This window comes from Pseudomonas sp. 14P_5.3_Bac1 (genome assembly GCF_025466135.1).
Lineage (GTDB): Bacteria > Pseudomonadota > Gammaproteobacteria > Pseudomonadales > Pseudomonadaceae > Aquipseudomonas.
This window is the reverse complement of record NZ_JANLOF010000078.1, coordinates 121088-145603: the sequence shown is the minus strand read 5'-3', so window position 1 is coordinate 145603 and position 24516 is coordinate 121088. Positions and strand designations below refer to the sequence as shown.

The window sequence follows — 24516 nt, the reverse complement described above, 5'->3', positions numbered from 1 at the left end:
TTATCTCCCAAACTGCTTGAAGTCGTGGAAGAAGCTCTCCACATGGCTGGCGTCCAGGTCATGGATCGTGGCTGGGCGCCAGCGCGGCGTTTTGTCCTTGTCGATGATCAACGCGCGCACCCCCTCGATCAGGTCGCCGCGCTCGAACCACTGGCGATCCAGGTGCAATTCCAGCGCGAAGCACTGCTCCAGCGGCAGGCGGCGGCCACGGCGCAGCATTTCCAGGGTAACGGCCATCGCCAGCGGTGAGCGGGTCTGCATCAGGGCGACGGTGTTCAGCGCCCACTCATGGGTGTCGGCGACGGTGACTTGCTGCAACTGCTCGACGATGCTTGGCACGTCTGGCAGGGCGAAGAAATGGTCGATAGCCGGGCGCAATGCTGCCAGCGGCGCGTCGGGCAATTGCTGGACGGCCAGTTTGGCGAGCACGCCTTGCAGATCCTTGAGCGGCGAGTCCTGCCATTGCAGGCGGTCGAGTTTCTGGTCCAGGTCAGTGAGCCGGGTGCTCTCCAGATACCAGTCCGCCAACCCGCAATACAACGCGTCGGCCGCGCGGATCTGTACGCCGGTGACGCCCAGGTAAATCCCCACCTCGCCGGGTATGCGCGGCAGGAAGTAGCTGCCGCCCACATCCGGGAAATAACCAATGGCCGTTTCCGGCATCGCCAGGCGGCTGCGCTCGGTGACCACGCGCAGATCAGCGCCTTGCACCAGGCCCATGCCGCCGCCGAGCACGAACCCGTCCATCAACGCCAGGACGGGTTTGCGGTAATGGTGGAGGGCCAGGTCGAGGGCGTACTCCTCGACGAAAAAGTCGGCGTGCAGGCTGTCGCCGTTCTTGAAGCTGTCGTACAGCGAACGGATGTCGCCACCGGCGCAAAAGGCTTTTTCGCCAGCGCCGCGCAGCACCACGGCGTAGACCTGCGGGTCATCCGCCCAGGCCTGTAACTTCGCCGTCAGGCTGCGAACCATGTCCAGGGTGATGGCATTCAAGCCAGCGGGGCGATTGAGGGTGAGGTGGCCAATGTGGTTGCGAACGTCGGCCAGCACTTCGTCCTGAAGAATTTCGGCGCGGCTTGCTTCGGATGAAACCTGAGCAGTCATCTGTAACTCCCTGCTTTTATTGTTCTTTATCAAGATGTTCGCGGAGGAACCCTCTCGCGATCGTACCAGTGCAAATTTGCCCAGTACAACCCGGAATCATGCAGGTCGTTTTTGCATTTATGCACGCAGGCTCAGGCGGCGCGACGGGCCAGTACTTCGCCGATGCTGCGGCGTCGTGCATGGCCTTCTGCGGCATGGATCAACTGTTCGAGTTCGCTCGGTTGCACATCGTAAAACTGCTCCATCTCGGCCAGCGCCAGCTTCAAGTCGGCCGCCGTGATTGCCGGGTCTGTTGCGGCCGCCGCACTGCCAATGACCGCCGCAGGCGACTCGACCGCACCCCTGGGATAGCGCGTGCGCGTGGCGTTGTTATACGCCAATGCACACGTCAGCAGCGTACCCGCGCCGAGCATGACCGGCGCCAGTTCCTGCCACCCAAGGGCCATGGAGGCCGGGTCTGCCAGTACCAACGTCATCGCCAGGCCACCGGCCGGCGGGTGCAGGCAACGCAGCCAGCAAATCAGGATAACGGTCATGCCCGCCGCCAGGCACGCGCTGCCCAGCGTACGCCCCAATACGCGGGCGACCAGCAGTGCCACCACGCCCGCGCATAAATAGCTGCCGATGATCGACCAGGGTTGGGCCAGCGCACCGGAAGACACCGCAAACAGCAACACAGCCGAGGCACCGAGCGGGCCGAGCAGGTGCAGCGCGACCTGCATGCCAAACACTTGGGCGCACAGCCAGACACTGAACAGCGTGCCCAAGGCCATGCCGATCGCGGCACGGCTCCATTCAGCAGGGCGAGTATTGATTGCAGCAGGTAACCAACGGGTAAGCATTCAAGCGGTCCTGAACGTGCGGGCGAAAAAAAAGGCTTGCCTGGTTGCCCGGAAAAGCCCTTGAAAGTTCCAACGTTTGGGGGAGGAACCTGCACAGTGTGCCGACCTTTGCTGATGGGCTCCACTGCATATTAATGAGGGTTGAGTGCAAGCTTATTGAACTCAAATTGATTTGCGTGAGCTTAAATGACTTCGCCGAAAGGAATCAGGCGCGTCATCTGCGCAAAGGGTGGGCTGATATGGCCCAGTACGCGCCTGTCGATTTCTTCATTGAACAGCTGTTTTTGCAGGTTTTCCCGCAGTGTCAGGTCGCTGGCCAGTGGCCCCTTCAACGCCACCAGGGCGTCGCGCAGCGCCATCAACCGATCCAGCCTCGGCACGGGAATTGACATCGGATCTTCCGCCACGGCATTGCCCTCGTATGCGTAAGCCGCCGTGTGTATGGGCAGGCCTACTGCGTCCTTGTTATCCAGGGTGCGCCAGCCTCGAGCTGGCGAGATAAGCCACACGTTGGGGCTGTAATGGGTTACCGCACCTGGCAAACGAGTCTACATTTGGGTTCCAGGCGCCGGAAGACAAAGTGCACCAGCCATTACGCATAGCTGTGTAGGTGCTTTCTCGGTTGCGATAATGAAAACGCCCACTCTTGTTGAAGTGGGCGTCGTCTTGTACACGGGGCCAATACTGCGATCAGGGCGCCGGGGTTTTCTCCAGATGCAGCAACACATAAGGGTCTTTGTCGAACTCCCCGGTGAGCGTCGGCGTAACCGATTTCAAGCGCGGATCCTGCAGGTTTTCGAAATCCTGCGCGCTCATCACCAGCCAGGCAGGCCCTTGCAGCGGCGCCAGGTCTGCTGAGGAATGGGTAAACAACGGCACCTTGTCACAGTTGAAGTTGACCATGAACTTGATGGCTTTCGCATCCTTGCCCAACCCGTGCAGTACCACAGGTGCCGGCTGCTGCGTGATCTGGTCTTTGACCGCAAGGGTGAAGGTGCGCGTGTCGTAAAGCGCACGCTCCAAGGGTTCAACCACCACGATGTAAGTCGTCCAGAGCGCCAGCACCGCAGCGAAGGCCGGCCCCGTCGCGCGTAAACGCACGTTGAAGACCGCCAGCAGCGCCACTACCTGAAGCACGCCCAGTACGCCGAAGATCACCCCCAGGCTGCCCAGTTGCTCTGCGTAACGTCGGCGCGCTACCACCAGCCCGACGGCCAGCAGTGCCGGCATCAGCGTCCAGATGCCCAGCATCAAGGCGCGCAGCCCTGCAAACAGCCGCCCCTGGGTGACCTGGAACGGGTAGGCCGCCAGGATCGCCGCCATCGGCAACATCGGCAGGATGTAGCGCGCCTTTTTTGCCTGAGGCACCGACAAGCCCAGCATCACCAGCAACCCGGCCGCTGCGCAATACAACACCAGCTGCAAGGCCGGGTCTGGCGTGCGGCGCCCGCCGACGGCCACCGCTACCAGCACCAACAGCGCCAGTGGATAGGCCAAGGCGTAATTGCCCAGGGAGCTGGTGAAGTAATACAGCGCGCCGCTGGAACCTTCGGTGCCATCCATGCGCCCCAGGAACTGCATGCGGATCACGTCCTGCATGAAGTCCTCGCCACCGCTGAGTTTGGCCAGCAGCAGCAACAGGCCCACACAGGCCGCCAGCAACGCGAGGGCAATCAGGCCGAAAGTGAACAGTTGGCGCCACTGCCGGTTGAGCAAGTAATAGCTGCACAGCACGCCCGTTGGAATCACCAGGCCGATCGGCCCACGGATGGCGAAGCCGATGATCAGCAACAGGAACAACCAGTGCAGGCGTTTCGGGCTGGCGAAATGATCATGCGCATAACCCAGGTAAAACACCGCCAAGGCTACCGCCGCGAGCATCTGGTCGAGGGACACCGCCCGGGTTTCACTGATGAACGTGCTGCTGAGCAGCAACATCGCAATACTCAGCAGGCCCCAACGCACGGAGTAGGGCGCCGTCAGCCGATACACCAGCACCACGATCAGTGCCGAAGCGATGGCCGTGGGCAACCAGGCGGTCAAGCTGGTGACCTGGCCCAGGGGCAACGAGAACAGCCACGTCAACACGGTCGAGGTGGCCAGGTAATCGGCGTAGGGCTGCCCGTAGGTCGTGGGGAAAAAACTCGGCCCATGACGCAGCATTTCCTGGGCAAACACCACGAAGCGCGAGTCAAACCCGATAATCGCCTGGTGCCAGTTGCCGGCAATAAACAGCACCAGCGCCAGGAGCCCAAGCCCCAGCGACTGGTGACGGATCGTTGCAGTGAGCAGGGGCGGATAAGCTTTGTTCACGTATCAGGCTTCCTTGACCTGCTCTACCCAGTTTTGCTGAGGGATCGGCAGTTCACACGAGTCGCCACGGCCCATCGGGAAGTACTTGAAGCCTTTGCGTGCCAGGCGTTCGCCGTCATACAGGTTGCGACCGTCGAAGATCACCGGGTTTTTCAGGCGAGCGTGGATCAGGTCGAAATCCGGCGCCTTGAACTGCTGCCATTCGGTGCAGACGATCAGCGCATCGGCGCCGCTCAAGGCCGATTCCGGTGTGCCCAGCAGCGTCAGGCGTGACTCGTCGCCGTAGATGCGCTGGGTTTCCTGCATGGCTTCCGGGTCAAATGCACGGACATTGGCGCCCGCGGCCCACAAGGCTTCCATCAGCACGCGGCTCGGTGCATCGCGCATGTCATCGGTGTTGGGCTTGAATGCCAGGCCCCACAGGGCAAAGGTCTTGCCCTGCAGGTTGCCCTTGAAGTAAGCGTTGATGCGCTCGAACAGCTTGCTCTTCTGGCGCTGGTTGATGGCTTCCACGGCTTCCAGCAAGTCACTGGAGCAGTTGGCTTGCTTGGCGCTGTGGATCAAGGCGCGCATGTCCTTGGGGAAGCAGGAGCCGCCGTAGCCGCAACCGGGATAGATGAAGTGGTAACCGATCCGCGAGTCGGCACCGATGCCCAGGCGCACGGCTTCGATGTCCGCGCCCAGGTGTTCGGCCAGCTCGGCGATCTGGTTGATAAAGCTGATCTTGGTCGCCAGCATGCAGTTGGCGGCGTATTTGGTCAGTTCGGCGCTGCGCAGGTCCATGAAGATGATGCGGTCATGGTTGCGGTTGAACGGCGCGTAGAGGTCGCGCATCACTTCACGCACTTCCTCGCGCTCACAGCCGATGATGATGCGGTCCGGACGGCGGCAGTCGGCGACGGCCGAGCCTTCCTTGAGAAACTCCGGGTTGGAGACGATATCGAACTCCAGGTGCCGGCCGGCTGTGCGCAGGTTCTTTTCGATGTGCGCACGCAGGGTGTCGCCGGTGCCGACGGGAACGGTGGATTTTTCCACCAGGATCACCGGCTCCACGCGGTGGCGGGACACGGCATCACCCACCGACAGCACGTATTTGAGGTCGGCCGAGCCGTCTTCATCCGATGGCGTGCCGACGGCAATAAACAGCACTTCACCGTGTTCGACCGCGAGCTTTTCATCGAAGGTGAAGTGCAGGCGCCCGCTTTCCAGGTTTTCCTTGACCATGGCCGCAAGCCCCGGCTCGAAGATGGTCACATGGCCTTTCTGGAGCGACTCGACCTTGCTCTTGTCCACGTCCATGCAGATCACATCGTGACCGACTTCGGCCAATACGGTGGCCTGCACCAGACCGACGTAACCGCTACCAAATACACTGATTTTCATGGGGCATTCCTGGGGCTTGCAACGCTAGCACGACGAGAGTTAATAACCAGAACACCGAGGATGACCAACGCCACCCCCAGGGTTTTTGAAAGCGAAAAAGCTTCGTTGAACACCGGCAGGCTGGCGGCCAGCAGGTAGACCAACGCGTAGCTGATGCTGAGCAGCGAATAGGCGCGACCCAGCGGCAAATGCTTGAGTGCGCCGAGCCAGCAGAGCATCGACAGCGCATAGGCGATGATCGCCAGGATCACCACGCCCAAGGCGCCAAGGTCGATGGCATTGCTGTTGAACGCGTTCAGCCAGTCGGCTGGCAGCGGCAGGCGCGTCATGCTCCAGCGCATGCCCAATTGGGCGGCGCTGACCAGGCCGACACTGCCAAGGGCCAGGGCAAAGCCTTGAGCCCGGCTCATACGTGACGCCCCAGCAACACCACACCGCCGATCACCAGCGCCACGCCCAGCCAGTGCCGGCCGTCGATATGTTCATGAAAAACAAAGCGTGCCATCAGCGTGACCAGTACAAAATTCAGGCTGAGCATCGGGTAGGCGATGCCCACTTCCAGGCGCTGCAGCACCAGCAGCCAGACCAACAGGCCCAGGCCCAGGCACACCAGCGCGGACCACAGCCACGGCGAGCGCAATTTGGGCGCCCAACCGTCCGGCTGGTCGCGCCAGCTTTCCACGGCAAACTTTTGCGAGACCTGGCCCATGCACGTCAGCAGGCATGCGCCCAGCAATAGAAGCAGGGTGATCATTGCGCGGCCTGTGGGAAAATCAGGATCACAATGTTGCCTTGCTCATAGCGTTTACCGTCCTTGGGCAGCAGGTTGACTTCGGCGACTTCATCGTCACCCTTGACCCGCATCACCACACCGACAGAACCTTTCTTGCGCGCCTCGCTCATCCATTGCTGGACTTCGTTGGTGTCGATCCTGCGGTGCGCAGTGTCCGGGTAGGCGATGCCGTATTTCACTTCGCCGACCGTGTTGTAGAGGCTGACGTCCGGACGCCCCATGCGCCACGACAGCGCCGATGCCGCGCCAAGGTCATTGCTGAGCAGGGAGGCAGTGGGTTGCAGTTCGTCCAGGTGATCGATGATGAACTGGTCCGGGGTCTTGTTGTAAACCACCGAATGCGGCAACGCGGCGGGCACCAATGCCACCAGCAACCAGCTGCCGATCACCGGCGCGGCCCACAGTTTCAGCGGGCGCGCCGCCTGGAGCAGGTTGACCACGATCCAGCCGAACAGGAAGGTGAACAGCAGCACCAGGCTGAAGGTTTCTTCGCCGTGTTCATACACGGGCTTTTTCAATTGGAACCAGCTGAGCGCCAGCACCGCCAGAACACCCAGCGCCAGGTTCAACCCGCCGTTGATGCGCAAGGCACGGCCGTGGCCCAGGGCAAGCTTGTCGCTCAGGGTCGAGCCCATCAACAAGGCCAACGGCAGCAGGCACGGCATGATGTACGACGGCAGCTTGCCTTTGGCCAGGCTGAAAAATGCCAGGGGCATCAGCAGCCACAGCAACAGGTAGGCGGTCTGCGGCAGGCGCTTTTGCAGCCACGCCTGTTTGATCGTGGACGGCAACAGGGCAATCCACGGCAGCGAGAACGCGACCATCAGCGGCAGGTAGAACCAGAACGGCTCGGCGTGCTGGGCGTCGTCACCGGCAAAGCGCTGGATATGTTCGTGCCAGAAGAAGAAGTTCCAGTAATCCGGCTCTTGCAGGTGCACGGCCAGCGCCCAGGGCAGGCTGACGATAATGGCGACGACCACGGCAACCACGCCGTACCCGAGCAGCTCACGAAAACGCTTGTGCCAGATCGCATAGGGCAGGGCGATCAACACCGGCAGCAACCAGGCCAGAAACCCCTTGGTCATGAACCCCATGCCGCAGGCAAAACCCAGCAACGCCCAGGACCACAGGCGGCCCTGGCGGGTGTGGCTGTCAAAGCAGAACCACAGCGCAACGCCGGTCAGGTTGACCCAAAAGGTGAATTGCGGGTCCAGGTTGGCGTAGCCACCCAGCAAGGCCACGCTGACAAAGCTCATGTACAGCACGGTGCTGACCAGGCTTTTTTGCGGGTCATTCCACAAGCGGCGCGACACCAGGTAAACCAGCACAATGCTCAGCCCGGTGCTCAAGGCCGAGGCAAAGCGCACGCCGAACAGGTTCTGACCGAAGATCGCCTGGCCCAGCGCGATCATCCAGTAGCCGGCAGCGGGTTTCTCGAAGTAGCGGATGCCCATGAAATGCGGCGAGGCCCATTTGCCGGTCAGCAGCATTTCCTGGCTGATCTGCGCGTACCGGGTCTCATCGGGAATCCACAAGCCGTGGCTGGCCAGCGGTAACAGGTAAAACACACCAAACGCCAACAGGAGCAGGGGCAATGCCCAGCGCCGGATCATGCCTGTTGCACTCCGAGCCAACCCTCGCGGCCGCTTAACGCGCCGCGCACCAAATGTTGCTGGGGCAGGGTGGTCACATCCGCAGGCAGCAGCTCGCCCAGGGGTTGGAAGTCGATGCCGCGCTGCCCGGCCTGGGCAAGCAACTGGCGAAAATCATCAGCCATCAGAATCCCTTCTACTTCTGCGTGGATCGTGTAGACGTTCAGCTTCGACGCGCTAAACCGGTCAAGAATGAAGCTGTTGAAGTCTTTGGCAGCCACTACCGGCCCGACGACTTCGTCGAAGGTCGGCAGGTCTACCGGAATTTGTGGGGTGCCCGCACTGCCATCGGCCAAGGTCGGACGAAACAGGCTGGTACCCCGGCAATCGCTGTTGTAGCGAAAATTGAACGTTTGCTTGGCTTGCACCACACGCTCATCGGCACGCCAGCCGGCGGCGGCTGAACAATCGATGCGTTCACCCAGGATGTCGCTCAGGGTGTCGACGCCACGACGGATCTGCTCGATGAGTTGTGCCTCGCTCCAGCGCCCGGTGTTGGCCTGCCAGCCGTGGTGATCCCACGCGTGCAGGCCGACTTCATGGCCGGCAGCCTTGGCCTGGCGCATCAAGTGCCCCAGGTCACGGCCAATCGGTTTGCCCGGCCAGGCGGTGCCGGCCAGCAAAATATCCCAGCCATACAGCCCGGCGGCATTGGAACGCAGCATCTTCCACAGAAATTGCGGGCGGATCAGGCGCCACAAGTGGCGCCCCATGTTGTCCGGCCCAACGCTGAAGAAGAACGTCGCTTTAACCCCGGCTTCATCCAGGGATTCGAGCAACCGCGGCACACCTTCACGGGTGCCACGGTAGGTGTCGACGTCAATGCGCAAGCCTGCCTTCATTACTTTTTGTCCGCGATTTCGAGCATGGCTTCTTTGAGGAAGAAGTCCAGGGTGTTGCCGATGGTTTCGCTCATCTCAACGGTAGGCTCCCAGTTCAGCAGGCGCTTGGCGTTTTCGATGCTTGGCTTGCGGTGTGCCACGTCCTGGTAACCGGTGCCGTAGAACGCCTTGCTCTCTACGTCGCGGAAACCGGCAAACGGCGGGAAGTTGCTGCGCAGCGGGTGAGCTTCGAACTGACGCAGCAGTTCTTCGCCCAACTGACGGATGCTGGCTTCGTTTTCCGGGTTACCGATGTTGATGATCTGGCCGTTGCAGTTGTCATTGTCGTTATCAATGATGCGCGCCAGGGCTTCGATGCCGTCGGCGATGTCAGTGAAGCAGCGCTTCTGCTCGCCACCGTCGAACAGACGGATCGGCGTGCCTTCCACCAGGTTGAGGATCAACTGGGTGATGGCGCGGGAGCTGCCGATACGCGCAGAGTCCAGACGGTCAAGGCGCGGGCCCATCCAGTTGAACGGACGGAACAGGGTGAACTTCAGGCCTTTGTCGCCGTAAGCCCAGATCACACGGTCCAGCAGTTGCTTGGAGACCGAGTAGATCCAGCGTTGCTTGTTGACTGGACCGACGACCAGGTTGGAGGTGTCTTCGTCGAAGTACTGGTCCTGGCACATGCCATAGACTTCGGAGGTCGACGGGAAGATCACGCGCTTGTTGTACTTGACGCAGTAGCGAACCAGTTTCAGGTTCTCTTCGAAGTCCAGTTCGAACACGCGCAGCGGGTTGCGGGTGTATTCGATTGGCGTGGCGATGGCCACCAGCGGCAGGACCACGTCGCACTTCTTGATGTGGTACTCGATCCACTCGGAGTGAATGCTGATGTCGCCTTCCACGTAATGGAAGTTCGGGTGGCTGCGCAGGCGCTCGATGGCGTCGGAGCCGATGTCCAGGCCGTAGATTTCGTAACGGTCGTCACGCAGCAGGCGCTCGGACAGGTGGTTACCGATAAAGCCGTTCACACCCAGGATCAGTACACGGGTACGGCGTGGCTTGCGGCCGGACTCGGCGCCGCGCAGCACGGAACCGTCCACCAGGCCCAATTCATCGGCCAGGGAAGGGCCGGCCAGGTACAGGCCGTTTTCGTTGCGCTGGCCGAACTTGACCACCAGCGAGTCTTCGCCGCAGGCAATGCGCAGCGGGTTGACGCTGATTACGCGGCCTGGGGCCAGGCCTTCGTTGCCCTTGACCACTTCAGCGTGCCAAACGATCAGTTTGTGCTCGCCCACAGCGCAGAAGGCGCCCGGGTACGGTTGGGTGACGGCGCGAACCAGGTTGAACAGCTCTTCAGCCGGCTTTTTCCAGTCCAGCTTGCCATCGGCAGCGGTGCGACGGCCAAAGTAGGTGGCCTTGGTCTCGTCCTGTGCGGTTTCAGCCAGTTTGCCCTGGGCCAGTTGCGGCAGTGCGTCGCGCAGCAGGCTGGTGGCGGCGTCACGCAGCTTGGCGTGCAGGGTCAGGCCGGTGTCGGTACGGTCGATGACGACTTTCTGCTGGGCCAGGATCGGGCCGGCATCGGCGCGCTTGACCATACGGTGCAGGGTCACGCCGGTTTCGGTTTCGCCGTTGACCAGCACCCAGTTGGCCGGTGCACGGCCACGGTATTGCGGCAGCAGGGAGCCGTGCAGGTTGAACGCGCCTTTTTTGGCAGTGGCCAGCAAGGCCTCGCTGAGCAGATTGCGGTAGTAGAACGAGAAGATGAAATCCGGGTTCAGCTTGGCGATGCGCTCGATCCACAGCGGGTGGTTGGCGTCTTCCGGTGCGTGCACCGGGATGCCGTTGCGGGCGCAGAGTTGGGCGACGGAACCGTAGAAATTGTTTTCCTTGGGGTCGTCGGCATGGGTGAACACGGCAGCAATGTCGTAGCCGGCGGTCAGCAGGGCTTCAATGCCTGCACAGCCAATATCGTGGTAAGCGAAGACAACAGCTTTTGAATTCATGACGAAACCTGATCGGAAGGAGAAGTAGAAGTGGAGGTATGGGAGGACACCAGGCCGTCAACAACGACCACGGGAGCCGGTGCTGCCGGTTGGTTGCGCAGCACTTTTTCAATGAAGAAACGGGGGCGGGCGCGCACATCGCTGTACATGCGACCCAGGTATTCACCCAGCAGGCCCATGCCGATGAACTGGCCACCGGTGAACACGAACAGCACCGCGAACAGCACGAACATGCCATCGCCGGCCCACTGAGCACCAAAGGCCAGGCGCAGGACGACCAGCGCAAAGGCGAACAGCACGCCCAGGGCGGCCAGGCTGAAACCGACAATCGACAGCAGGCGCAGCGGCGTGGTGGTCATGCACGTCAGCAGGTCGAACATCAGGCTGATCAGGCGCATGGCGCTGTATTTGGATTCGCCGTGCTCACGCTCAGCGTGATGCACCAGGATTTCCGTGGTGTGGCGGGCAAAACCGTTGGCCAGGATCGGGATGAAGGTGCTGCGCTCGCGGCAGGCAAGCATGGCGTCGACGATGGTGCGCCGGTAAGCGCGCAGCATGCAGCCGTAGTCGGTCATGGCCACGCCGGTGGAGCGTTGCACGGCCAGGTTGATCAGGCGCGAGGGCCAGCGGCGGAAGGCCGAGTCCTGGCGGTTGTTGCGTACGGTGGCGACCACGTCGTAGCCCAGGGCGGCTTGCTCGACGAGACGCGGGATTTCTTCCGGCGGGTTTTGCAGGTCGGCGTCGAGGGTAATCACCACCTCGCCACGGCACTGCTCGAAGCCGGCCATGATCGCGGCATGCTGGCCGTAGTTACGGTTGAGGATCACCGCCACTACATGGCTGCCTTCTTGCGCGGCAGCGTCTTCCAGCAATTGGGCCGAGTTGTCGCGACTACCATCATCCACCAGGATGATTTCGTATTCGTAGGCCAGTTGCTTGCAGGCTGCGCTTGTGCGACGCAGCAATTCAGGCAGGCTCTCTTGTTCGTTGTAGACCGGGATGACGATCGACACGCAATGAATAGGGTAGGGTTTCAAAGATTCATGACCTCGGGGCTAGAGCAGGTTGGCGCGTGAAAACAGCAGTCATCAGCGGCTGAAGGTTCAGCAAACTGATTAAACATAGCGTGGGTTTGCGGTGTTCATTCGACCTTCCTGAGACTGGCAATAATTTCTTCCATGGGCAAGCGTAGTAAAGACGAAATGTCTCAAAGGTAAAGCGTAATCAACAAGTTAGTTCGATAACACGCGCCTCGTTCTCAAGTCCTGGGGCCAAGATTAAGCGGAAAAATGTTGAACGAATATGAAAGGCGGATGAAAAACTCGTTTATTTGACAGGTAGACAGCTAGGGTTCAGCTAACTAACTGAGGCGCCAGGGGATACCTTGAACAGGTAAAACCGCGGCGTTTTTTGCAGCTTGCAGTGTGCCGCCTGTTTTATTCAACAAACTTCTCTGCATTGCCCCTCAAGTGCCGGTAAAGTAAGCCATCTCTTGCCAGGGTACTCGGATGAATAGCGTGCAGCTTTTACGCGGCCAATTGCGGCCCGCGTTGATGGGATTGTTGATGGCTGTGGCCTGCGTCACAACCGTACGCGCCGACGATGGCGTGGCGCTCACCTCGGTCGATCAGGTGCCCGAAGGCGTCGAAGTGCGCGGCAAACAGGTCGCGGCCTACACCTGGGACGACAGCCAGGGCAAGAACCTGCTGGTGCTCGCCGAGCAGGTCAGCGAACGCGATGACGATGGCACCCAGTCGGCGTTCGTCTACGCGGCCCAGTACCTGCTCGCTGGCGATCATCCCAAGCGCGTGTGGATGCTTTACGACGATGTGCAGCATTGCCAGTTCGACGCCGCGCTGCGTTTTGACATGGCCGCCACCAAAGTCACCGACCTCACCGGCGACGGCATCACCCAGGCCACTGTGGGCTATTCGCGTACCTGCACCAGCGATGTCAGCCCGAACGAATTCAAGCTGATCATGCACGTCGGCAAATCCCAGAAGTACCGCCTGCGCGGCGTCGATCGCGTTGGCGCGAGCTGGTGGGACGAGGAAGCCGGCGCCTTGCGGGGCATGCCGCTGCCCAAGGATTGCAGCGTGGCGGCGCAACAGGCGCTGGTCAGTCAGTACAAGGAGCAGGGCACCGAGTTACCTCTGCCGGGCTGCTATGGCGATGAAAAGGACTTTGCCAAGGCGCCGGACAGCTACCTGGCGTTCATGCGCCAGCATTGGTTCGCGCTCATGCAGAAGCAGGACACCGAGTGGAGTCAATCCCAGACCCAGCCTCAGCCCGACGACCCTACCGGGGATGACGAAACGGCCCCGTGATTTTGTGCCAGGGCCGGTCCTGCGCTAGACTCGGCCCTCGCCAATTCACTAAATACCTCGATTAAACAATGGCTTGATCGAGGTATTTAATCCAAAGGCTGATCTCCCTTGAATGAGTCTATCTGCAACCCGCTGACCCTTTATCTCACCCGCCTGGCGCCCTCCAGCCAGCTGACCATGCGTTATGTGTTGCAGGACGCCGCTGACCGCCTGGGCTTCGAAGACATCAACCTCGAAGACATTGACTGGCACCTGCTGCAGCCTGAACACGTGATTGCCCTGGTCGCCGCACTGCGCGAGGACGGCTACGCGCCCAACACCTCTTCGCTGTATGTGAATGCCGTGCGTGGGGTGATGAACGAAGCCTGGCGCATGAGCCTGATCAGCCAGGATCACCTGCTCAAGATGCGCTCGGTCAAGGCGGCCCCCGGTACCCGACTGGGCCAGGGGCGCAATTTGCGCCGCAGCCTGATCCGCGAACTGATGGAAGTCTGCGCCGCCGACCCACGCCCACAGGGCCTGCGGGATGCGGCGGTGATCGGCATTTTGTATGGGTCGGGCATGCGCAAGTCGGAGTCGGTGAACCTCGACCTGACGCAGATCAACTTCCAAGAACGCAGCCTGTGCGTGACCGGCAAAGGCAACAAGGCATTGATCAAGTACGCGCCCGCCTGGGCATTTGAAAAGCTGACAGCCTGGCTGGACTTTCGTCGCGAGCAGCTCAAGGACGGCGAGCAGGACGATACGTTCCTGTTCAACCGCATTCGCCGGGGCAGCCATATCACCCGTGAGCGCATTACCAAACACGCGATTTATTACATCGCCCGTCAACGCGGCGAACAGGTTGGCGTGAAAATCATGCCGCATGACTTCAGGCGTTCGTTCATCACCCGGGTGATTGAGGAACATGACCTGTCAATTGCGCAGAAACTCGCGCATCACAGCAATATCCAGACTACCGCCAGCTACGACGTACGCGACGACAATGAACGGCGGCGGGCCGTGGACCGGTTTGATTTATAACTTCAGCCAAAAATGCGAGAGGGGGCTTGCTCCCGAAGACGCAGGGTCAGCGACTCTCTGACTGACCCTCCGCTATCGGGAACAAGCCCCCTTCTTTACTTGGGGGTTTAAAGGATTGGCTTGCCGCCGGTGACCGCGTAGCGTGAACCGGAGATATAGCTGGCTTCATCCGAGGCCAGCAACACATAGATCGGCGCCACCTCTACCGGCTGGCCGGGGCGACCCAGCGGGGTTTCGCTGCCAAAGCTCTGCACGTCTTTGTCAGTCATGGTCGACACGATCAGCGGTGTCCAGATCGGGCCCGGCGCCACGCTGTTGACGCGGATGCCTTTGTCACCCAGCAATTGCGCCAGGCCGCCGGTGAAGTTGGCGATGGCGCTCTTGGTGGCGGCATAGGCCAGCAGCGTCGGCTTGGGCATGTCGGAATTGACCGAACTGGTATTGATGATCGAACTGCCGGCTTTCATGTGCGGCAGGGCGGCCTTGCAGATGCGAAACATCGCGGTGATGTTGATATCGAAGGTGCGTACCCATTCCTCGTCTTCGATCTCTTCCAGGGTTTCATGGGTCATCTGGAACGCGGCGTTATTCACCAGGACATCAATGCGCCCGAACTGCTCGACGGTCTTGTCGACCAGCGCCTGGCACGTGGCCTTTTGCGCAATATCGCCGGGCAGCAGCAGGCATTGGCGGCCCGCTTCTTCAACCCAGCGTGCGGTCTCCCTGGCGTCCTCATGCTCGTCCAGGTAAGCGATGGCCACATCGGCGCCTTCACGGGCAAACGCAATGGCGACTGCGCGGCCAATGCCGCTGTCGGCACCGGTGATCAGCGCGATTTTGTTGGCCAGCCGGCCCGAGCCCTTGTAGCTCTTCTCGCCGCAGTCGGGGTACGGGTCCATTTTTTTCTGGGAGCCGGGTACGGATTGGGCTTGTGGGGCGAAGGGTGGGCGAGGGTAGTCAGTCATCTCAGTCTCCATAGGTCTTTAAGGGTGCTATGGAGTTAGTAGTTTTGCCGGCGGCGATAGTTGTAGTGAATGTCGGCCGAGCCCGACGAATGGTTTCAGCCAGCCGCAGGCAAGAACTCAAGGCCTGGCAGCTCCAGGGTTGGAACGAGCGCGGTCAGGCACTCGTACAGTTCACGCAACTTGGGTGAGTGGCGGCTCTCCCTGGGCCAGACCAGATAGTAGCCATCGCCCGAGGCGACGGCCGCTGCACAGGGCAGCCTGATCAGGCCGTCGCGCACATCGTTGGCCACCAGGTGCAGGTCGCCGATCGAGACACCATGGCCGCGCATGGCCGCCGAGATCGCCTGGTCGAGCGTATCGAAGACCTTGCCACGGTCCAAGTCGATACGCGCGTCAGACGGCTGGGCGGCCAGCCAGCGTCGCCAGTCTCGGCGATCGGCAGTGGGGTGGATCAGTTCGGCCTCGGCCAGGTCAGTGCCAACCCAGCCGGGCGCGCAAATGGGGATCAACCATTCATCAAACAATTTGTGTGCGTGCACATCGGCGCCGAACTGACCGTTGCCGAGCAAAATCGCGCAGTCGTAAGGCTCTGCGTAAAAATCCACACTGTCGAAATCCATCCAGACACTGGCCAGCTGTATCGTCAGTTCAGGCGCGCTGAGCTTGAGGAGGTCCAGCGTGTGCAGCAGCCAGCGCATGGTCAGCGTCGATGGGGCCTTTAAACGTAAATCGCCAGTGCCTGCGCGGAAGGGCGCGCACGCTTGCTCGATGATGCGAAAGCCGACCTTGAGTTCCTGCGCGAGCCGTTCGCCCGCAACGGTGAGTTTCAGTCGAGGCCCATGGCGTTCGAACAAGCGGCAATCGAGGAGGCTCTCGAGCGTTTTGATATGGCGGCTAACCGCACTTTGAGTCAATGACAGGGTTTGCGCCGCGCGTGTAAACGAAGACGTGCGGGCCGCCACTTCAAAGGCGCGCAGGGCATACAGCGGTGGAAGGCGTTCGGCCATGGGCGTCATTCATTGTGATTAATACTCATAGTAGGGCACAGGCTTTTACGTTTTTCAACGCGCGCGGCCTGGCGCAAGCTCGCACGCCTTACCTCACGAGGCGTTTTAGCGCGATGAATAGCTCGTTACTTCTGATTTACGTCTTCAGTGTGTTGGCCCTGATCGTCACGCCCGGGCCGGTGGTGGCGCTGATCATCAATACCAGCCTGCAATCCGGAAGCCGGCGCGCGCTGTTGACGGCCGCGGGCACCAACCTGGCATCGCTGATCCTGGCCCTGGTGGCGGTACTGATTTTGTCGGGGAGTTTTTCCGTCAGTCCAGGCGTGCTGAGCGCGATCAGCTTTCTGGGCTGCCTGTTCATCTTGTACCTGGCGGTCCAGGGGCTGCGTTATCCACCTGGTCAAGGTACCCAGGCCCGCCGCGCGAGCGGCGGTGTCAGCACGGGGTTTGTGGTGGGGATTTCCAACCCCAAGGACATCATTTTCTTCGTTGCTTTTTTCCCTCAATTCATCCACGTGGCTGACTCTTTCAGCGCCAGCGTGGCGTGGTTGACCGGGCTGTGGGTGCTTATCGACTTTATGGTGCTGGCGGGGTACATCGCCCTCGCGCGCCAGGCGTTCGCGCTCAAATACCGCGTGGGTATCAATCGCGTGGCGTGCCTGGTGCTGCTGGCTGTGGCCCTGATGGGTATCGCGCATTCAGGGCGTTGGCTGCTGGGATGACGAGGCGTATCAGCTTCGTGGAGAAGGCTGTAGATGTGCGGGCAAACGGCGCAGTGTCCACCAGGTGGTCAGCATTGCCGCGACTGCGCAGAGGGCGATGCCGATCAGCATCGGTGCCGGCGTATGGTCGGCGTACAGCCCGATCAGGGTCATGGACACGGCAGCGGTGATCATCTGGATGGCGCCCAGCAGGGCTGACGCGGAGCCCGCGACGGCGCCATGGTCTTCCAGGGACAACACGCCGGCCGCTGGCAACAGCAGGCCGAGAAAGCCGAAGCCGATAAACAGCAGCGTCATCATCACCGCCAGGTGATTGCCCCACAGCGTGGTGGCGGCCAGCAGCACCATGATCGCCGCCACCGCCATGACCGACCAGCGAATCACCGGCGCCAGACCAAAGCGCGCGCTCAGGCGTGCGGTCATTTGGCTCATGGCGAAGAACGACGCGGCATTGAGCGCAAAGCACAGGCTGAATTGCGTCGGCGTCAGGCCGAAATATTCGATGTACACAAACGGCGCGCTGCCGATAAACACAAAGAAGGTGGCCAATCCGAAGCCGCTGACTACCGCCAAACCGATAAACACCGGGTCGCGCAGCAGTGCGCCGTAGCTGCCGATGGCGTCGCCCAGGGTCTTGCCCAATCGGCGTTCGGCCGGGTGGGTTTCCGGCAACTGCACAATGGTCATCACCAGGCACAGCACGGACACCACAGCCAGTACGGCAAACACTTCGCGCCAACTCCAGAGTGAAATCACCACGCTGCCGGCCAACGGCGCCAGGATCGGCGACACGCTCATCACCAGCATCAGCAAGGCCATCAGGCGCGCGGCTTCGTGGCCGGTGTACAGGTCACGAACAATCGCCCGCGGGATGACCATGCCGGCGCACGCGCCGAAGGCTTGCAGGGCGCGAAAGCCAATCAGTACTTCGATGCTCGGTGCCAGGGCACAGCCGACACTGGCCACGGCGAAAATCACCAGGCCGGCGTAAATCGGCGGCTTGCGCCCGTACACATCGCTGAGCGGACCGTAGAACAGCTGGCACACGCCGATGATCATGAAAAACACTGTCAGGCTCATCTGCACCGCCGCCGGCGAGGCCTGCAGGCTCGCACCCAGGGTGGGCAGGGCGGGCAAATAACTGTCGATGGCGAAGGGGCCGATGGCGGTGATCAACCCCAGCAACAGGGCGAGGTGGGCGATGCTTCGAGACATGGGGTGTTCCGGGTGACGGCGAAAGACCGGCCAGCTTAGAGAGCCGCCCGAGGGGTTACAAGGTGGCGTTTACACAGGCGCTACATTTTTTGGCAGTGAACCTGTCGCGACGGCCCATTCGAGCTGACCATTGATCTTTGCGCTGAAAAATAGATTGAATATTCACACTTAATGTTATTTAAATAACAAAACAAAAGCGCCACGACCTGCCTGGTCGTGCTGCAACAAGGTGGAAGAGCAATGAGCAAGATCGCAGTCATCGGCAGCAATATGGTGGATCTGATTACCTACATCGACCGCATGCCGGCGCAGGGCGAAACCCTCGAAGCGCCGGGGTTTGCCCTCGGGTGTGGCGGCAAGGGCGCCAACCAGGCGGTGGCGGCAGCCAAGCTTGGGGCCGATGTGTTGATGCTGAGCAAGGTCGGCGACGACATGTTTGCCGACAACACCCTGGCCAACTTCCAGCGCTTTGGCATCGACACCCGTTATGTGCAACGGGTGCCTGGCGTTTCCAGTGGTGTGGCGCCGATTTTTGTACGGGCCGACTCCCATAACAGCATCTTGATCGTCAAAGGCGCCAATGCGTATTTGTCGCCGGCGGACATCGAGGCGGCGGCGGCTGATTTGCGTGACTGCACGCTGATTGTGTTGCAGTTGGAGATCAACCTGCAGACGGTCTACTACGCCATCGAATTCGCCCACCGACATGGCATTGCCGTGCTGCTCAATCCCGCGCCGGCGCTGCCTGGTCTGGAGGCCGACTACCTGGCAAAACTGGACTTTCTGATCCCTAACGAGTCGGAGCTGGCGCTGATCACGGGCCTGACCGTCGACTCACCCGACTCGGCCCGCGTCGCCGCGCAAACCCTGGTGGCCAGCGGCATTCGCCACGTCATCGTCACGCTCGGCGAGCAGGGGGCGTTGTACGTAGGCGAGGAGGGCACATTCCAGGTGCCGGGCCAGCGGGTTGTCGCCCGTGACACCACCGGTGCCGGCGACGCCTTTATCGGGTGTTTCATTCAGCACTGGACCCTTGACGGCGATATTCGCCATGCCATGGAGCAGGCCGTGGCGTATTCCGCGTGCTCGGTGACGGCGCTGGGTACGCAGACCTCCTATCCCGACAGCGAAGCGTTCACGCGCTTCCAGCAACAGCGCCAAGCCGTCTAACTCGGCTCCTTAATCCAGCCCGGAGAACAATAATGAACAAACCTGCGCTGCAACAGACACCCGACGGGTTCTACCTGAACCGCACGCCCTGGTTCGCGTTTATTCTGCTGTGCAGCATCTTCGCGTTGTGGGCCGCGGCGGCGAGCATGAACGACGTGCTGATCGCACACTTCAAGAAAGCGTTTTTGCTCAGCGATTTCCAGACCGCCTTTGTGCAATCGGCGTTTTACCTGGGCTACTTTTTTGTGGCGATTCCGGCAGCGATGGTGGTGCGCCGCCTGAGCTACAAAAGTACGATCCTGATCGGCCTGTCGCTGTACATGCTCGGCTGTTTGCTGTTTTTCCCGGCGGCGTCGACGGCCAAGTACGGCATGTTCCTGCTGGCGCTGTTTGTGATCGCGGCCGGGCTGTCGTTCCTGGAAACCGCGTGCAATACCTACTCGACGTTGATGGGCCCACGGGAAACCGGGACGCGGCGCTTGAACATCTCGCAGACCTTTCACCCGTTCGGCGCCATGGCCGGGGTTTACGTGGGCAGCTTTGTGATGTTCAAGGACACCGATGCCACCACTGCACAGCTCAAGCAGATGAGTGCCACCGATGCGGCGGTGCAGCAGTTGCAAATGATCCAGTCCACGCTGTTGCCTTACAAGTGGATGATCGCCGTGCTGGTGTTGATGTTCATCCTGATCGCCATCACCCGTTTCCCGGCCTGCAAAGGCAACGCACCCGTCGACAACACCTCGGGCAGCTTGCGCAAAAGCCTGGGGCGGCTGTGGCGTAACCCGCGGTTTACCTTTGGCGTGCTGGCGCAATTTCTGTATGTGGGTGCACAGGTGGGCGTGTGGAGTTTCACCATTCGCCTGGCCATGCAAATGGGCGGCATGAATGAGCGCAGCGCTTCATGGTTTCTGCTGACCACCTTTGCCGCCTACTTTGTCGGCAAGTTGATCGCCAATCTATTGATGCGGCGTCTGCACCCGGCCAAGGTCTTGGCGATCTACGGGGTGCTGTGCATTGTGCTGCTGGCCTACACCATTCTGGTGCCGAATATTTCCGCGGTGTACGCCGCCGTCGGCGTGAGTATTTTTCTCGGTCCGTGCTGGCCGACCATTTACGGCCTGACCATTGATGGCCTGGGTGAAGACACCGGTGTCGGCGGTTCATTGCTGGTGATGAGCATTGTTGGCGGCGGGGTAATTCCGATCTTCCAGGGCCTGTTGTCCGACGCCAGCGGTGGCAATATGCAGCTGGCCTACAGCGTGCCGCTGCTGTGCTTTATCGTGATTGTGATGTACGCGGTCAAATGCCTGCGCCAGCCGGGCGCGTTGCCCTCAAATGCAGCCGCGGCGGTGGCCTCATGAATACGCGTATCCCGTTGTACCGGGCGGTGTTTGCCGAGCAGGAAAGGGTGCTTTTGCAGTCTGAGGATTTCAAGGTCAGCGCCTGGACTTATCCGTCCGGCGTGCTGGCGGTGAGCATGGAGAACAGCCGTGGACGTCTGGTCGTGTTGCCGTATCAAGGGCAGATGATCTGGTCGGCCGTATTTGACGGCTGCGACCTGACCATGCGCAACTTGTTCGACGAGCCCCGGCCAAGCCCGACGGTCATCGACACTTACGGCTGCTTCATGTTTCACAGTGGCCTGTTGCGCAATGGCTGCCCGGCGCCGGATGACACGCATGCCTTGCACGGCGAAATGCCCTGCGCGCCCATGGACACGGCCTGGCTGGAACTCGGCGAGGGCTTTGTGCGCCTGGGCGGCTCGTATCAATACGCCAAGGGGTTCGGCGATCGCTACCGGGCGAGCCCGAGTGTGACGCTGCGCGCCGACTCAGCCTTGTTCGATATCGACATGGACGTGACGAACCTGGCCGGCAAGCCGATGGACCTGATGTACATGGCCCACATGAACTACGCATACGTCGACGGCGCGCGATTCGTCGAGCCACTGGGCATGCAGCGCCTGCGGCTGCGCACCAGTGTGCCGGACCACGTCAAGCCGACGCCGGACTGGAGCGCCTACATGGCGCAACTGGCCGAGCATCCAACCCAGTTGGCCAGCCTCGACACGCCTGCGCTGTACGACCCTGAAATCGTGTTTTTCTTCGACGACGTGGGCACAGATGCCACCGGCTACGCGCATTTTTTGCTGGATCATCCGGCGGGCACGGCGTTCTACACCCGTTACCGCCCCGAACAATTCGCGCACGCGGCACGCTGGATTCTGTACACGCCGGATCAGCAAGTGGCGGCGTTCGTGCTGCCATCGACCTGCGAACCAGAAGGATATAACGCCGAGAAAGCCAAAGGCCACGTGCGCTGCCTGGCGGCCGGGGCCAGCGCCTCGTTCAGCGTGACCACCGGTTACTTGAATGCGCAGGAACGCCAGACATTATTGGGTTAGATCAGCAGCTGCGCGCCGCTGGCCTGTATGACTTCTTTATAGGCGCGGGGGATTTTCTTGTCGCTGACCACGTACTGGAAGTCTTCCAGGTTGGCGAAGTGAGCGGTGCGCACCGTGTCGAACTTGCTGAAGTCGGCCAGCAACACGCGTTGCTGGGCCTGGCGCAGAACCTTTTGTTTGACCTCGACTTCATTGAAGTTGAAGCACGTCACGCCGAACGCCTGGCTGACGCCGGCGGCAGTCACGAAGGCCCAGGTCAGGCGCACGCTGTCGAGGATGCTGCTCTCGGCGCTGTTTTCAAAGACCTGGTTCTTGCGGTGAAAGGTACCGCCGCACAACACGATGTGGCAGTTGGCTTTGTTCTGCAGCTTGAGCAGCACGTTCAACGAGCTGCACACCGCGGTGAACTCCAACTCATCGGGGATGAAATCAATGACAAAGGGCGAGGTGGTGCCGCAGTCGAAAAACACCGTGTCGCCGGGCTGTATCAGCCGCGCAGCGAGTTTGCCGATACGGCGTTTCTCTTCGACGTGGCGCGTGTCCTGGTCGGCTACGCGGTAATCGCTGGCCTCGCTGCTGACCCGGGTGATGTAGCCGCCCAACAGGCGCACATGCTCGGAGAAGTGGTTGAGGTCGCGGCGCAGGGTCATTTCGGACACTTCCAGCAGCGCAGCCATTTCCCGCAGGTGGATGGCGTTCTGGTCCTGCAAAGCTTGTTGGATAAGCTTGAGTCGCTCGGCTTTTTTACTGTCCACGCGTATTCCAGGGCTTGATTGTTGGTGTTAGATAAGTAACATTTAATGATATTATTGTAACGTATAAATGTGGGCATTGTGACAACCGCGTCCCACGATCATTGGCAACATACAGGCAAGGGCACGTTAAATGAACTCTCTTCAACCCGCAGCATTGGCCAAGTACATCGATCACACCTTACTGGCGCCCGACGCCTCCCGTGAGCAAATCCGCACCTTGTGCGAGGAGGCCATGGCGCACGGTTTTTATTCAGTGTGCCTTAACTCCGCGCAAGTGCCTTACGCCGCCTCATGCCTGACTGACAAGAACGTGGTGATCTGTGCGGTGGTGGGCTTCCCACTGGGCGCCGGCTTGAGCGACACCAAGGCCTTTGAAGCTGAACGGGCGATTGCCGCCGGGGCAGGGGAGATCGACATGGTGCTCAATATTGGCTGGCTGAAAGAGGGGCTGCTCGAGGCGGTGCGTGAAGACATTGCCGCCGTCCACAGGGCCTGCGGCGCCGTGCCGTTGAAGGTCATCCTGGAAACCTGCCTGTTGAACGACGAACAGAAAGTCCAGGCGTGTGAAATCTGCAGGGACCTGGGTGTGGCCTTCGTCAAGACGTCCACCGGGTTCAGCCGTAGCGGCGCGACAGCAGAAGACGTGGCGCTGATGCGCAAAACCGTGGGTGCCGGCGTTGGCGTAAAAGCATCCGGCGGCGTGCGTGATTATCCGACGGCGGTGAAGATGATTGAGGCAGGGGCCACACGCCTGGGCAGCAGTTCGGGCATTGCGATAGTCGGTGGGGCAACGACGGCGGCGAGCGGTTATTGAATGCTTTTAATATAACTAAAATAAATAGATATTTAGTTGAGTTATGCGATTTAATTATATTGAGGGGCGACTTTCAAGACGGGCGAGGGCAGCCATTCGACGCTCGCTGATGCGTTCAACCGCGTCCATGTGTTCTGTTCCCCACACACACAGCGCCCCCAGTGCCGTGGCCAGCGAGCGCCCGAACGGCGTCAGCGAGTATTCAACCTTCGGCGGGATTTCCTGATAGTCGACGCGCGCGATGATCTCATCACGCTCCAGCTCCTTGAGTTGCTGGATAAGTACCTTATCAGTCACGCCACCGATCGCACGCCGTAGCTCACCATAGCGGTGAACGTTCTGTGCCAGATGATAAAGAACCAACGGCTTCCATATTGACGTGTTGTTCGCCAATGCGGGCCTGGGGGATTTCCAGCCGATTGGATCGATCACGGAGGAATCGTTTGACCGTACGTTCGGCATCAACGTCAAAGGCACCTTGTTCACCGTGCAAAAGGCCTTGACATTGATGGGCGCCGGAGGCTCGGTAATCTTGACGGGTTCAACCACAGGCACCATGGGCACACCAGCGTTCAGCGTATATAGCGCCACTAAGGCCGCGCTGCGTAATTTCGCCAGAAGCTGGGCGCTGGACCTCAAAGGCACCGGCATTCGCGTCAACGTACTTTCGCCCGGACCGATCGCGACGCCTGGCCTGGACCTGGCGTTGTCAGGCACTGGTCAGAAGGATGCGATCATTGACGGCATGACTGCACAGGTTCCCCTGGGGCGCATCGGCCAGCAGAAGAAGTTGCGGCTGCAGCGTTATTTCTGGCATCGGATGAAAGCAGCTTCATGACCGGCAGTGAAATGTTCGTGGATGGAGGGTTTGCTCAGGTTTGAAGCCAATAGGGGTTTTGCCCGTTGAAATCTAACGGGCACTGCCCCTGATTATGTAACATGATATTACGCATAATGTATATTATGTTAAATTATATGTCATGCCTTGTGAGTCTCTGCGTCGACGTGCCCCCTATGCCGCAGTCCGACGCTAGTTAGCTTGTGACTTTGATAAGGCCGCGGACAATATGCGTAACGAGGGTCGAGCCCTTCATGAGTTGGAAAGCCTGCGTTGCGCTTCGGCTCATTGGCTTCAGTCGAAATGCAGTCGATCGGTTTTGCGAAAACCTTCAAACCACCTGATTTAGAAAC

The 24516-nt window shown here is 60.5% G+C and carries 23 protein-coding genes and 1 pseudogene; 8 read left to right on the top strand and 16 right to left on the bottom strand.

Going from position 1 to position 24516, the window contains the following annotated elements; genetic code table 11:
• The 11 genes from NTD89_RS21550 to arnC form a co-directional block, all read right to left on the bottom strand.
• Window positions 1-1104, bottom strand: coding sequence for an enoyl-CoA hydratase/isomerase family protein (locus tag NTD89_RS21550; protein ID WP_262209612.1), 1104 nt, complete (start codon window positions 1102-1104; stop codon window positions 1-3).
• Window positions 1105-1235: 131 nt separating this feature from the next.
• Window positions 1236-1946, bottom strand: coding sequence for an HPP family protein (locus tag NTD89_RS21545; RefSeq protein ID WP_262209610.1), 711 nt, complete (start codon window positions 1944-1946; stop codon window positions 1236-1238).
• Between the two features lie 182 nt (window positions 1947-2128).
• A complete protein-coding gene (locus NTD89_RS21540; protein WP_262209609.1) occupies window positions 2129-2338 on the bottom strand; it encodes a type VI secretion system contractile sheath small subunit in 210 nt (69 codons plus the stop codon).
• A 298-nt stretch (window positions 2339-2636) separates the two neighbouring features.
• A complete protein-coding gene (locus NTD89_RS21535) occupies window positions 2637-4259 on the bottom strand; it encodes an ArnT family glycosyltransferase (RefSeq protein ID WP_262209608.1) in 1623 nt (540 codons plus the stop codon).
• Window positions 4260-4262: 3 nt separating this feature from the next.
• Window positions 4263-5642, bottom strand: coding sequence for a UDP-glucose dehydrogenase family protein (locus NTD89_RS21530; protein ID WP_145160799.1), 1380 nt, complete (start codon window positions 5640-5642; stop codon window positions 4263-4265).
• On the bottom strand, window positions 5639-6052 hold the full coding sequence (gene arnF / locus NTD89_RS21525) for a 4-amino-4-deoxy-L-arabinose-phosphoundecaprenol flippase subunit ArnF (protein ID WP_145160797.1): 414 nt from the start codon (window positions 6050-6052) through the stop codon (window positions 5639-5641). Before arnF ends, NTD89_RS21530 begins: the two co-directional genes overlap by 4 nt.
• Entirely contained in the window at window positions 6049-6396 is a 348-nt protein-coding gene (gene arnE / locus NTD89_RS21520; RefSeq protein ID WP_056860014.1) for a 4-amino-4-deoxy-L-arabinose-phosphoundecaprenol flippase subunit ArnE, read from the bottom strand. The genes arnF and arnE overlap by 4 nt, the downstream gene beginning before the upstream one ends.
• Window positions 6393-8048 carry a lipid IV(A) 4-amino-4-deoxy-L-arabinosyltransferase gene (gene arnT / locus NTD89_RS21515; RefSeq protein ID WP_262209604.1) on the bottom strand — a complete coding sequence of 552 codons (1656 nt, stop codon included), beginning with the start codon at window positions 8046-8048 and terminating at the stop codon, window positions 6393-6395. The genes arnE and arnT overlap by 4 nt, the downstream gene beginning before the upstream one ends.
• On the bottom strand, window positions 8045-8929 hold the full coding sequence (gene arnD / locus NTD89_RS21510) for a 4-deoxy-4-formamido-L-arabinose-phosphoundecaprenol deformylase (protein ID WP_262209603.1): 885 nt from the start codon (window positions 8927-8929) through the stop codon (window positions 8045-8047). The genes arnT and arnD overlap by 4 nt, the downstream gene beginning before the upstream one ends.
• Window positions 8929-10920: a bifunctional UDP-4-amino-4-deoxy-L-arabinose formyltransferase/UDP-glucuronic acid oxidase ArnA gene (gene arnA, locus NTD89_RS21505; RefSeq protein ID WP_119740370.1), complete on the bottom strand. Its 1992-nt coding sequence runs from the start codon at window positions 10918-10920 to the stop codon at window positions 8929-8931. Before arnA ends, arnD begins: the two co-directional genes overlap by 1 nt.
• Window positions 10917-11957: an undecaprenyl-phosphate 4-deoxy-4-formamido-L-arabinose transferase gene (arnC, locus tag NTD89_RS21500; protein ID WP_145160790.1), complete on the bottom strand. Its 1041-nt coding sequence runs from the start codon at window positions 11955-11957 to the stop codon at window positions 10917-10919. The genes arnA and arnC overlap by 4 nt, the downstream gene beginning before the upstream one ends.
• 471 nt (window positions 11958-12428) lie before the next feature.
• Between arnC and NTD89_RS21495 the strand changes: the two genes are divergently transcribed.
• Window positions 12429-13247, top strand: coding sequence for a M949_RS01915 family surface polysaccharide biosynthesis protein (locus NTD89_RS21495; protein WP_242196605.1), 819 nt, complete (start codon window positions 12429-12431; stop codon window positions 13245-13247).
• Window positions 13248-13355: 108 nt separating this feature from the next.
• Entirely contained in the window at window positions 13356-14270 is a 915-nt protein-coding gene (gene xerC, locus NTD89_RS21490) for a tyrosine recombinase XerC (RefSeq protein ID WP_262209596.1), read from the top strand.
• A gap of 107 nt (window positions 14271-14377) precedes the next feature.
• Here xerC and NTD89_RS21485 read toward each other — a convergent pair whose 3' ends face one another.
• Window positions 14378-15235, bottom strand: coding sequence for an SDR family oxidoreductase (locus tag NTD89_RS21485; protein ID WP_145160784.1), 858 nt, complete (start codon window positions 15233-15235; stop codon window positions 14378-14380).
• Between the two features lie 95 nt (window positions 15236-15330).
• Window positions 15331-16242 carry a LysR substrate-binding domain-containing protein gene (locus NTD89_RS21480; RefSeq protein WP_262209591.1) on the bottom strand — a complete coding sequence of 304 codons (912 nt, stop codon included), beginning with the start codon at window positions 16240-16242 and terminating at the stop codon, window positions 15331-15333.
• A 113-nt stretch (window positions 16243-16355) separates the two neighbouring features.
• Between NTD89_RS21480 and NTD89_RS21475 the strand changes: the two genes are divergently transcribed.
• Window positions 16356-16964: a LysE family translocator gene (locus NTD89_RS21475; RefSeq protein WP_262209588.1), complete on the top strand. Its 609-nt coding sequence runs from the start codon at window positions 16356-16358 to the stop codon at window positions 16962-16964.
• Between the two features lie 9 nt (window positions 16965-16973).
• Here the strand turns inward: NTD89_RS21475 and NTD89_RS21470 are convergent, their stop codons facing one another.
• Complete coding sequence (locus NTD89_RS21470; protein WP_262209585.1) at window positions 16974-18179, bottom strand: multidrug effflux MFS transporter; 1206 nt, start codon at window positions 18177-18179, stop codon at window positions 16974-16976.
• 240 nt (window positions 18180-18419) lie between these two features.
• On the opposite strand from NTD89_RS21470, the gene rbsK reads away from it, so the two are divergent.
• The 3 genes from rbsK to NTD89_RS21455 are packed head-to-tail and all read left to right on the top strand — an operon-like array spanning window position 18420 to window position 21756.
• Window positions 18420-19349 carry a ribokinase gene (gene rbsK / locus NTD89_RS21465; RefSeq protein WP_262209582.1) on the top strand — a complete coding sequence of 310 codons (930 nt, stop codon included), beginning with the start codon at window positions 18420-18422 and terminating at the stop codon, window positions 19347-19349.
• A 32-nt stretch (window positions 19350-19381) separates the two neighbouring features.
• The gene (fucP, locus tag NTD89_RS21460) at window positions 19382-20713 is read left to right on the top strand and encodes an L-fucose:H+ symporter permease (RefSeq protein WP_262209581.1); all 1332 of its coding nucleotides are present in this window, start codon (window positions 19382-19384) and stop codon (window positions 20711-20713) included.
• Window positions 20710-21756, top strand: a complete 1047-nt coding sequence (locus tag NTD89_RS21455) for an aldose 1-epimerase family protein (protein WP_145160771.1) — start codon at window positions 20710-20712, stop codon at window positions 21754-21756. Before fucP ends, NTD89_RS21455 begins: the two co-directional genes overlap by 4 nt.
• Here NTD89_RS21455 and deoR read toward each other — a convergent pair.
• Complete coding sequence (gene deoR, locus NTD89_RS21450; RefSeq protein WP_262209576.1) at window positions 21753-22511, bottom strand: DNA-binding transcriptional repressor DeoR; 759 nt, start codon at window positions 22509-22511, stop codon at window positions 21753-21755. The two genes, NTD89_RS21455 and deoR, sit on opposite strands and share 4 nt — an antisense overlap.
• Before the next feature lie 130 nt (window positions 22512-22641).
• On the opposite strand from deoR, the gene deoC reads away from it, so the two are divergent.
• A complete protein-coding gene (gene deoC / locus NTD89_RS21445) occupies window positions 22642-23325 on the top strand; it encodes a deoxyribose-phosphate aldolase (RefSeq protein ID WP_262209575.1) in 684 nt (227 codons plus the stop codon).
• Window positions 23326-23379: 54 nt separating this feature from the next.
• Here deoC and NTD89_RS21440 read toward each other — a convergent pair whose 3' ends face one another.
• Window positions 23380-23757 carry a winged helix-turn-helix transcriptional regulator gene (locus NTD89_RS21440; protein ID WP_262209573.1) on the bottom strand — a complete coding sequence of 126 codons (378 nt, stop codon included), beginning with the start codon at window positions 23755-23757 and terminating at the stop codon, window positions 23380-23382.
• Between NTD89_RS21440 and NTD89_RS21435 the strand changes: the two are divergent.
• A pseudogene (locus NTD89_RS21435) lies at window positions 23699-24207 on the top strand (SDR family oxidoreductase); the annotation flags it as partial. The gene NTD89_RS21440 and the pseudogene NTD89_RS21435 overlap by 59 nt on opposite strands.
• Window positions 24208-24516 lie beyond the last annotated feature (309 nt).

Bases quoted from the DNA above. Each gene is read 5' to 3' on its own strand.
- NTD89_RS21540 (WP_262209609.1), bottom strand. From the start codon at position 2,338: ATGTCAATTCCCGTGCCGAGGCTGGATCGGTTGATGGCGCTGCGCGAC.
- arnD (WP_262209603.1), bottom strand. From the start codon at position 8,929: ATGAAGGCAGGCTTGCGCATTGACGTCGACACCTACCGTGGCACCCGT.
- deoC (WP_262209575.1), top strand. From the start codon at position 22,642: ATGAACTCTCTTCAACCCGCAGCATTGGCCAAGTACATCGATCACACC.
- NTD89_RS21530 (WP_145160799.1), bottom strand. From the start codon at position 5,642: ATGAAAATCAGTGTATTTGGTAGCGGTTACGTCGGTCTGGTGCAGGCC.
- NTD89_RS21485 (WP_145160784.1), bottom strand. From the start codon at position 15,235: ATGACTGACTACCCTCGCCCACCCTTCGCCCCACAAGCCCAATCCGTA.
- arnT (WP_262209604.1), bottom strand. From the start codon at position 8,048: ATGATCCGGCGCTGGGCATTGCCCCTGCTCCTGTTGGCGTTTGGTGTG.
- arnF (WP_145160797.1), bottom strand. From the start codon at position 6,052: ATGAGCCGGGCTCAAGGCTTTGCCCTGGCCCTTGGCAGTGTCGGCCTG.
- NTD89_RS21455 (WP_145160771.1), top strand. From the start codon at position 20,710: ATGAATACGCGTATCCCGTTGTACCGGGCGGTGTTTGCCGAGCAGGAA.
- arnA (WP_119740370.1), bottom strand. From the start codon at position 10,920: ATGAATTCAAAAGCTGTTGTCTTCGCTTACCACGATATTGGCTGTGCA.
- arnE (WP_056860014.1), bottom strand. From the start codon at position 6,396: ATGATCACCCTGCTTCTATTGCTGGGCGCATGCCTGCTGACGTGCATG.
- fucP (WP_262209581.1), top strand. From the start codon at position 19,382: ATGAACAAACCTGCGCTGCAACAGACACCCGACGGGTTCTACCTGAAC.
- NTD89_RS21475 (WP_262209588.1), top strand. From the start codon at position 16,356: ATGAATAGCTCGTTACTTCTGATTTACGTCTTCAGTGTGTTGGCCCTG.
- NTD89_RS21550 (WP_262209612.1), bottom strand. From the start codon at position 1,104: ATGACTGCTCAGGTTTCATCCGAAGCAAGCCGCGCCGAAATTCTTCAG.
- NTD89_RS21495 (WP_242196605.1), top strand. From the start codon at position 12,429: ATGAATAGCGTGCAGCTTTTACGCGGCCAATTGCGGCCCGCGTTGATG.
- NTD89_RS21470 (WP_262209585.1), bottom strand. From the start codon at position 18,179: ATGTCTCGAAGCATCGCCCACCTCGCCCTGTTGCTGGGGTTGATCACC.
- rbsK (WP_262209582.1), top strand. From the start codon at position 18,420: ATGAGCAAGATCGCAGTCATCGGCAGCAATATGGTGGATCTGATTACC.
- NTD89_RS21545 (WP_262209610.1), bottom strand. From the start codon at position 1,946: ATGCTTACCCGTTGGTTACCTGCTGCAATCAATACTCGCCCTGCTGAA.
- NTD89_RS21480 (WP_262209591.1), bottom strand. From the start codon at position 16,242: ATGGCCGAACGCCTTCCACCGCTGTATGCCCTGCGCGCCTTTGAAGTG.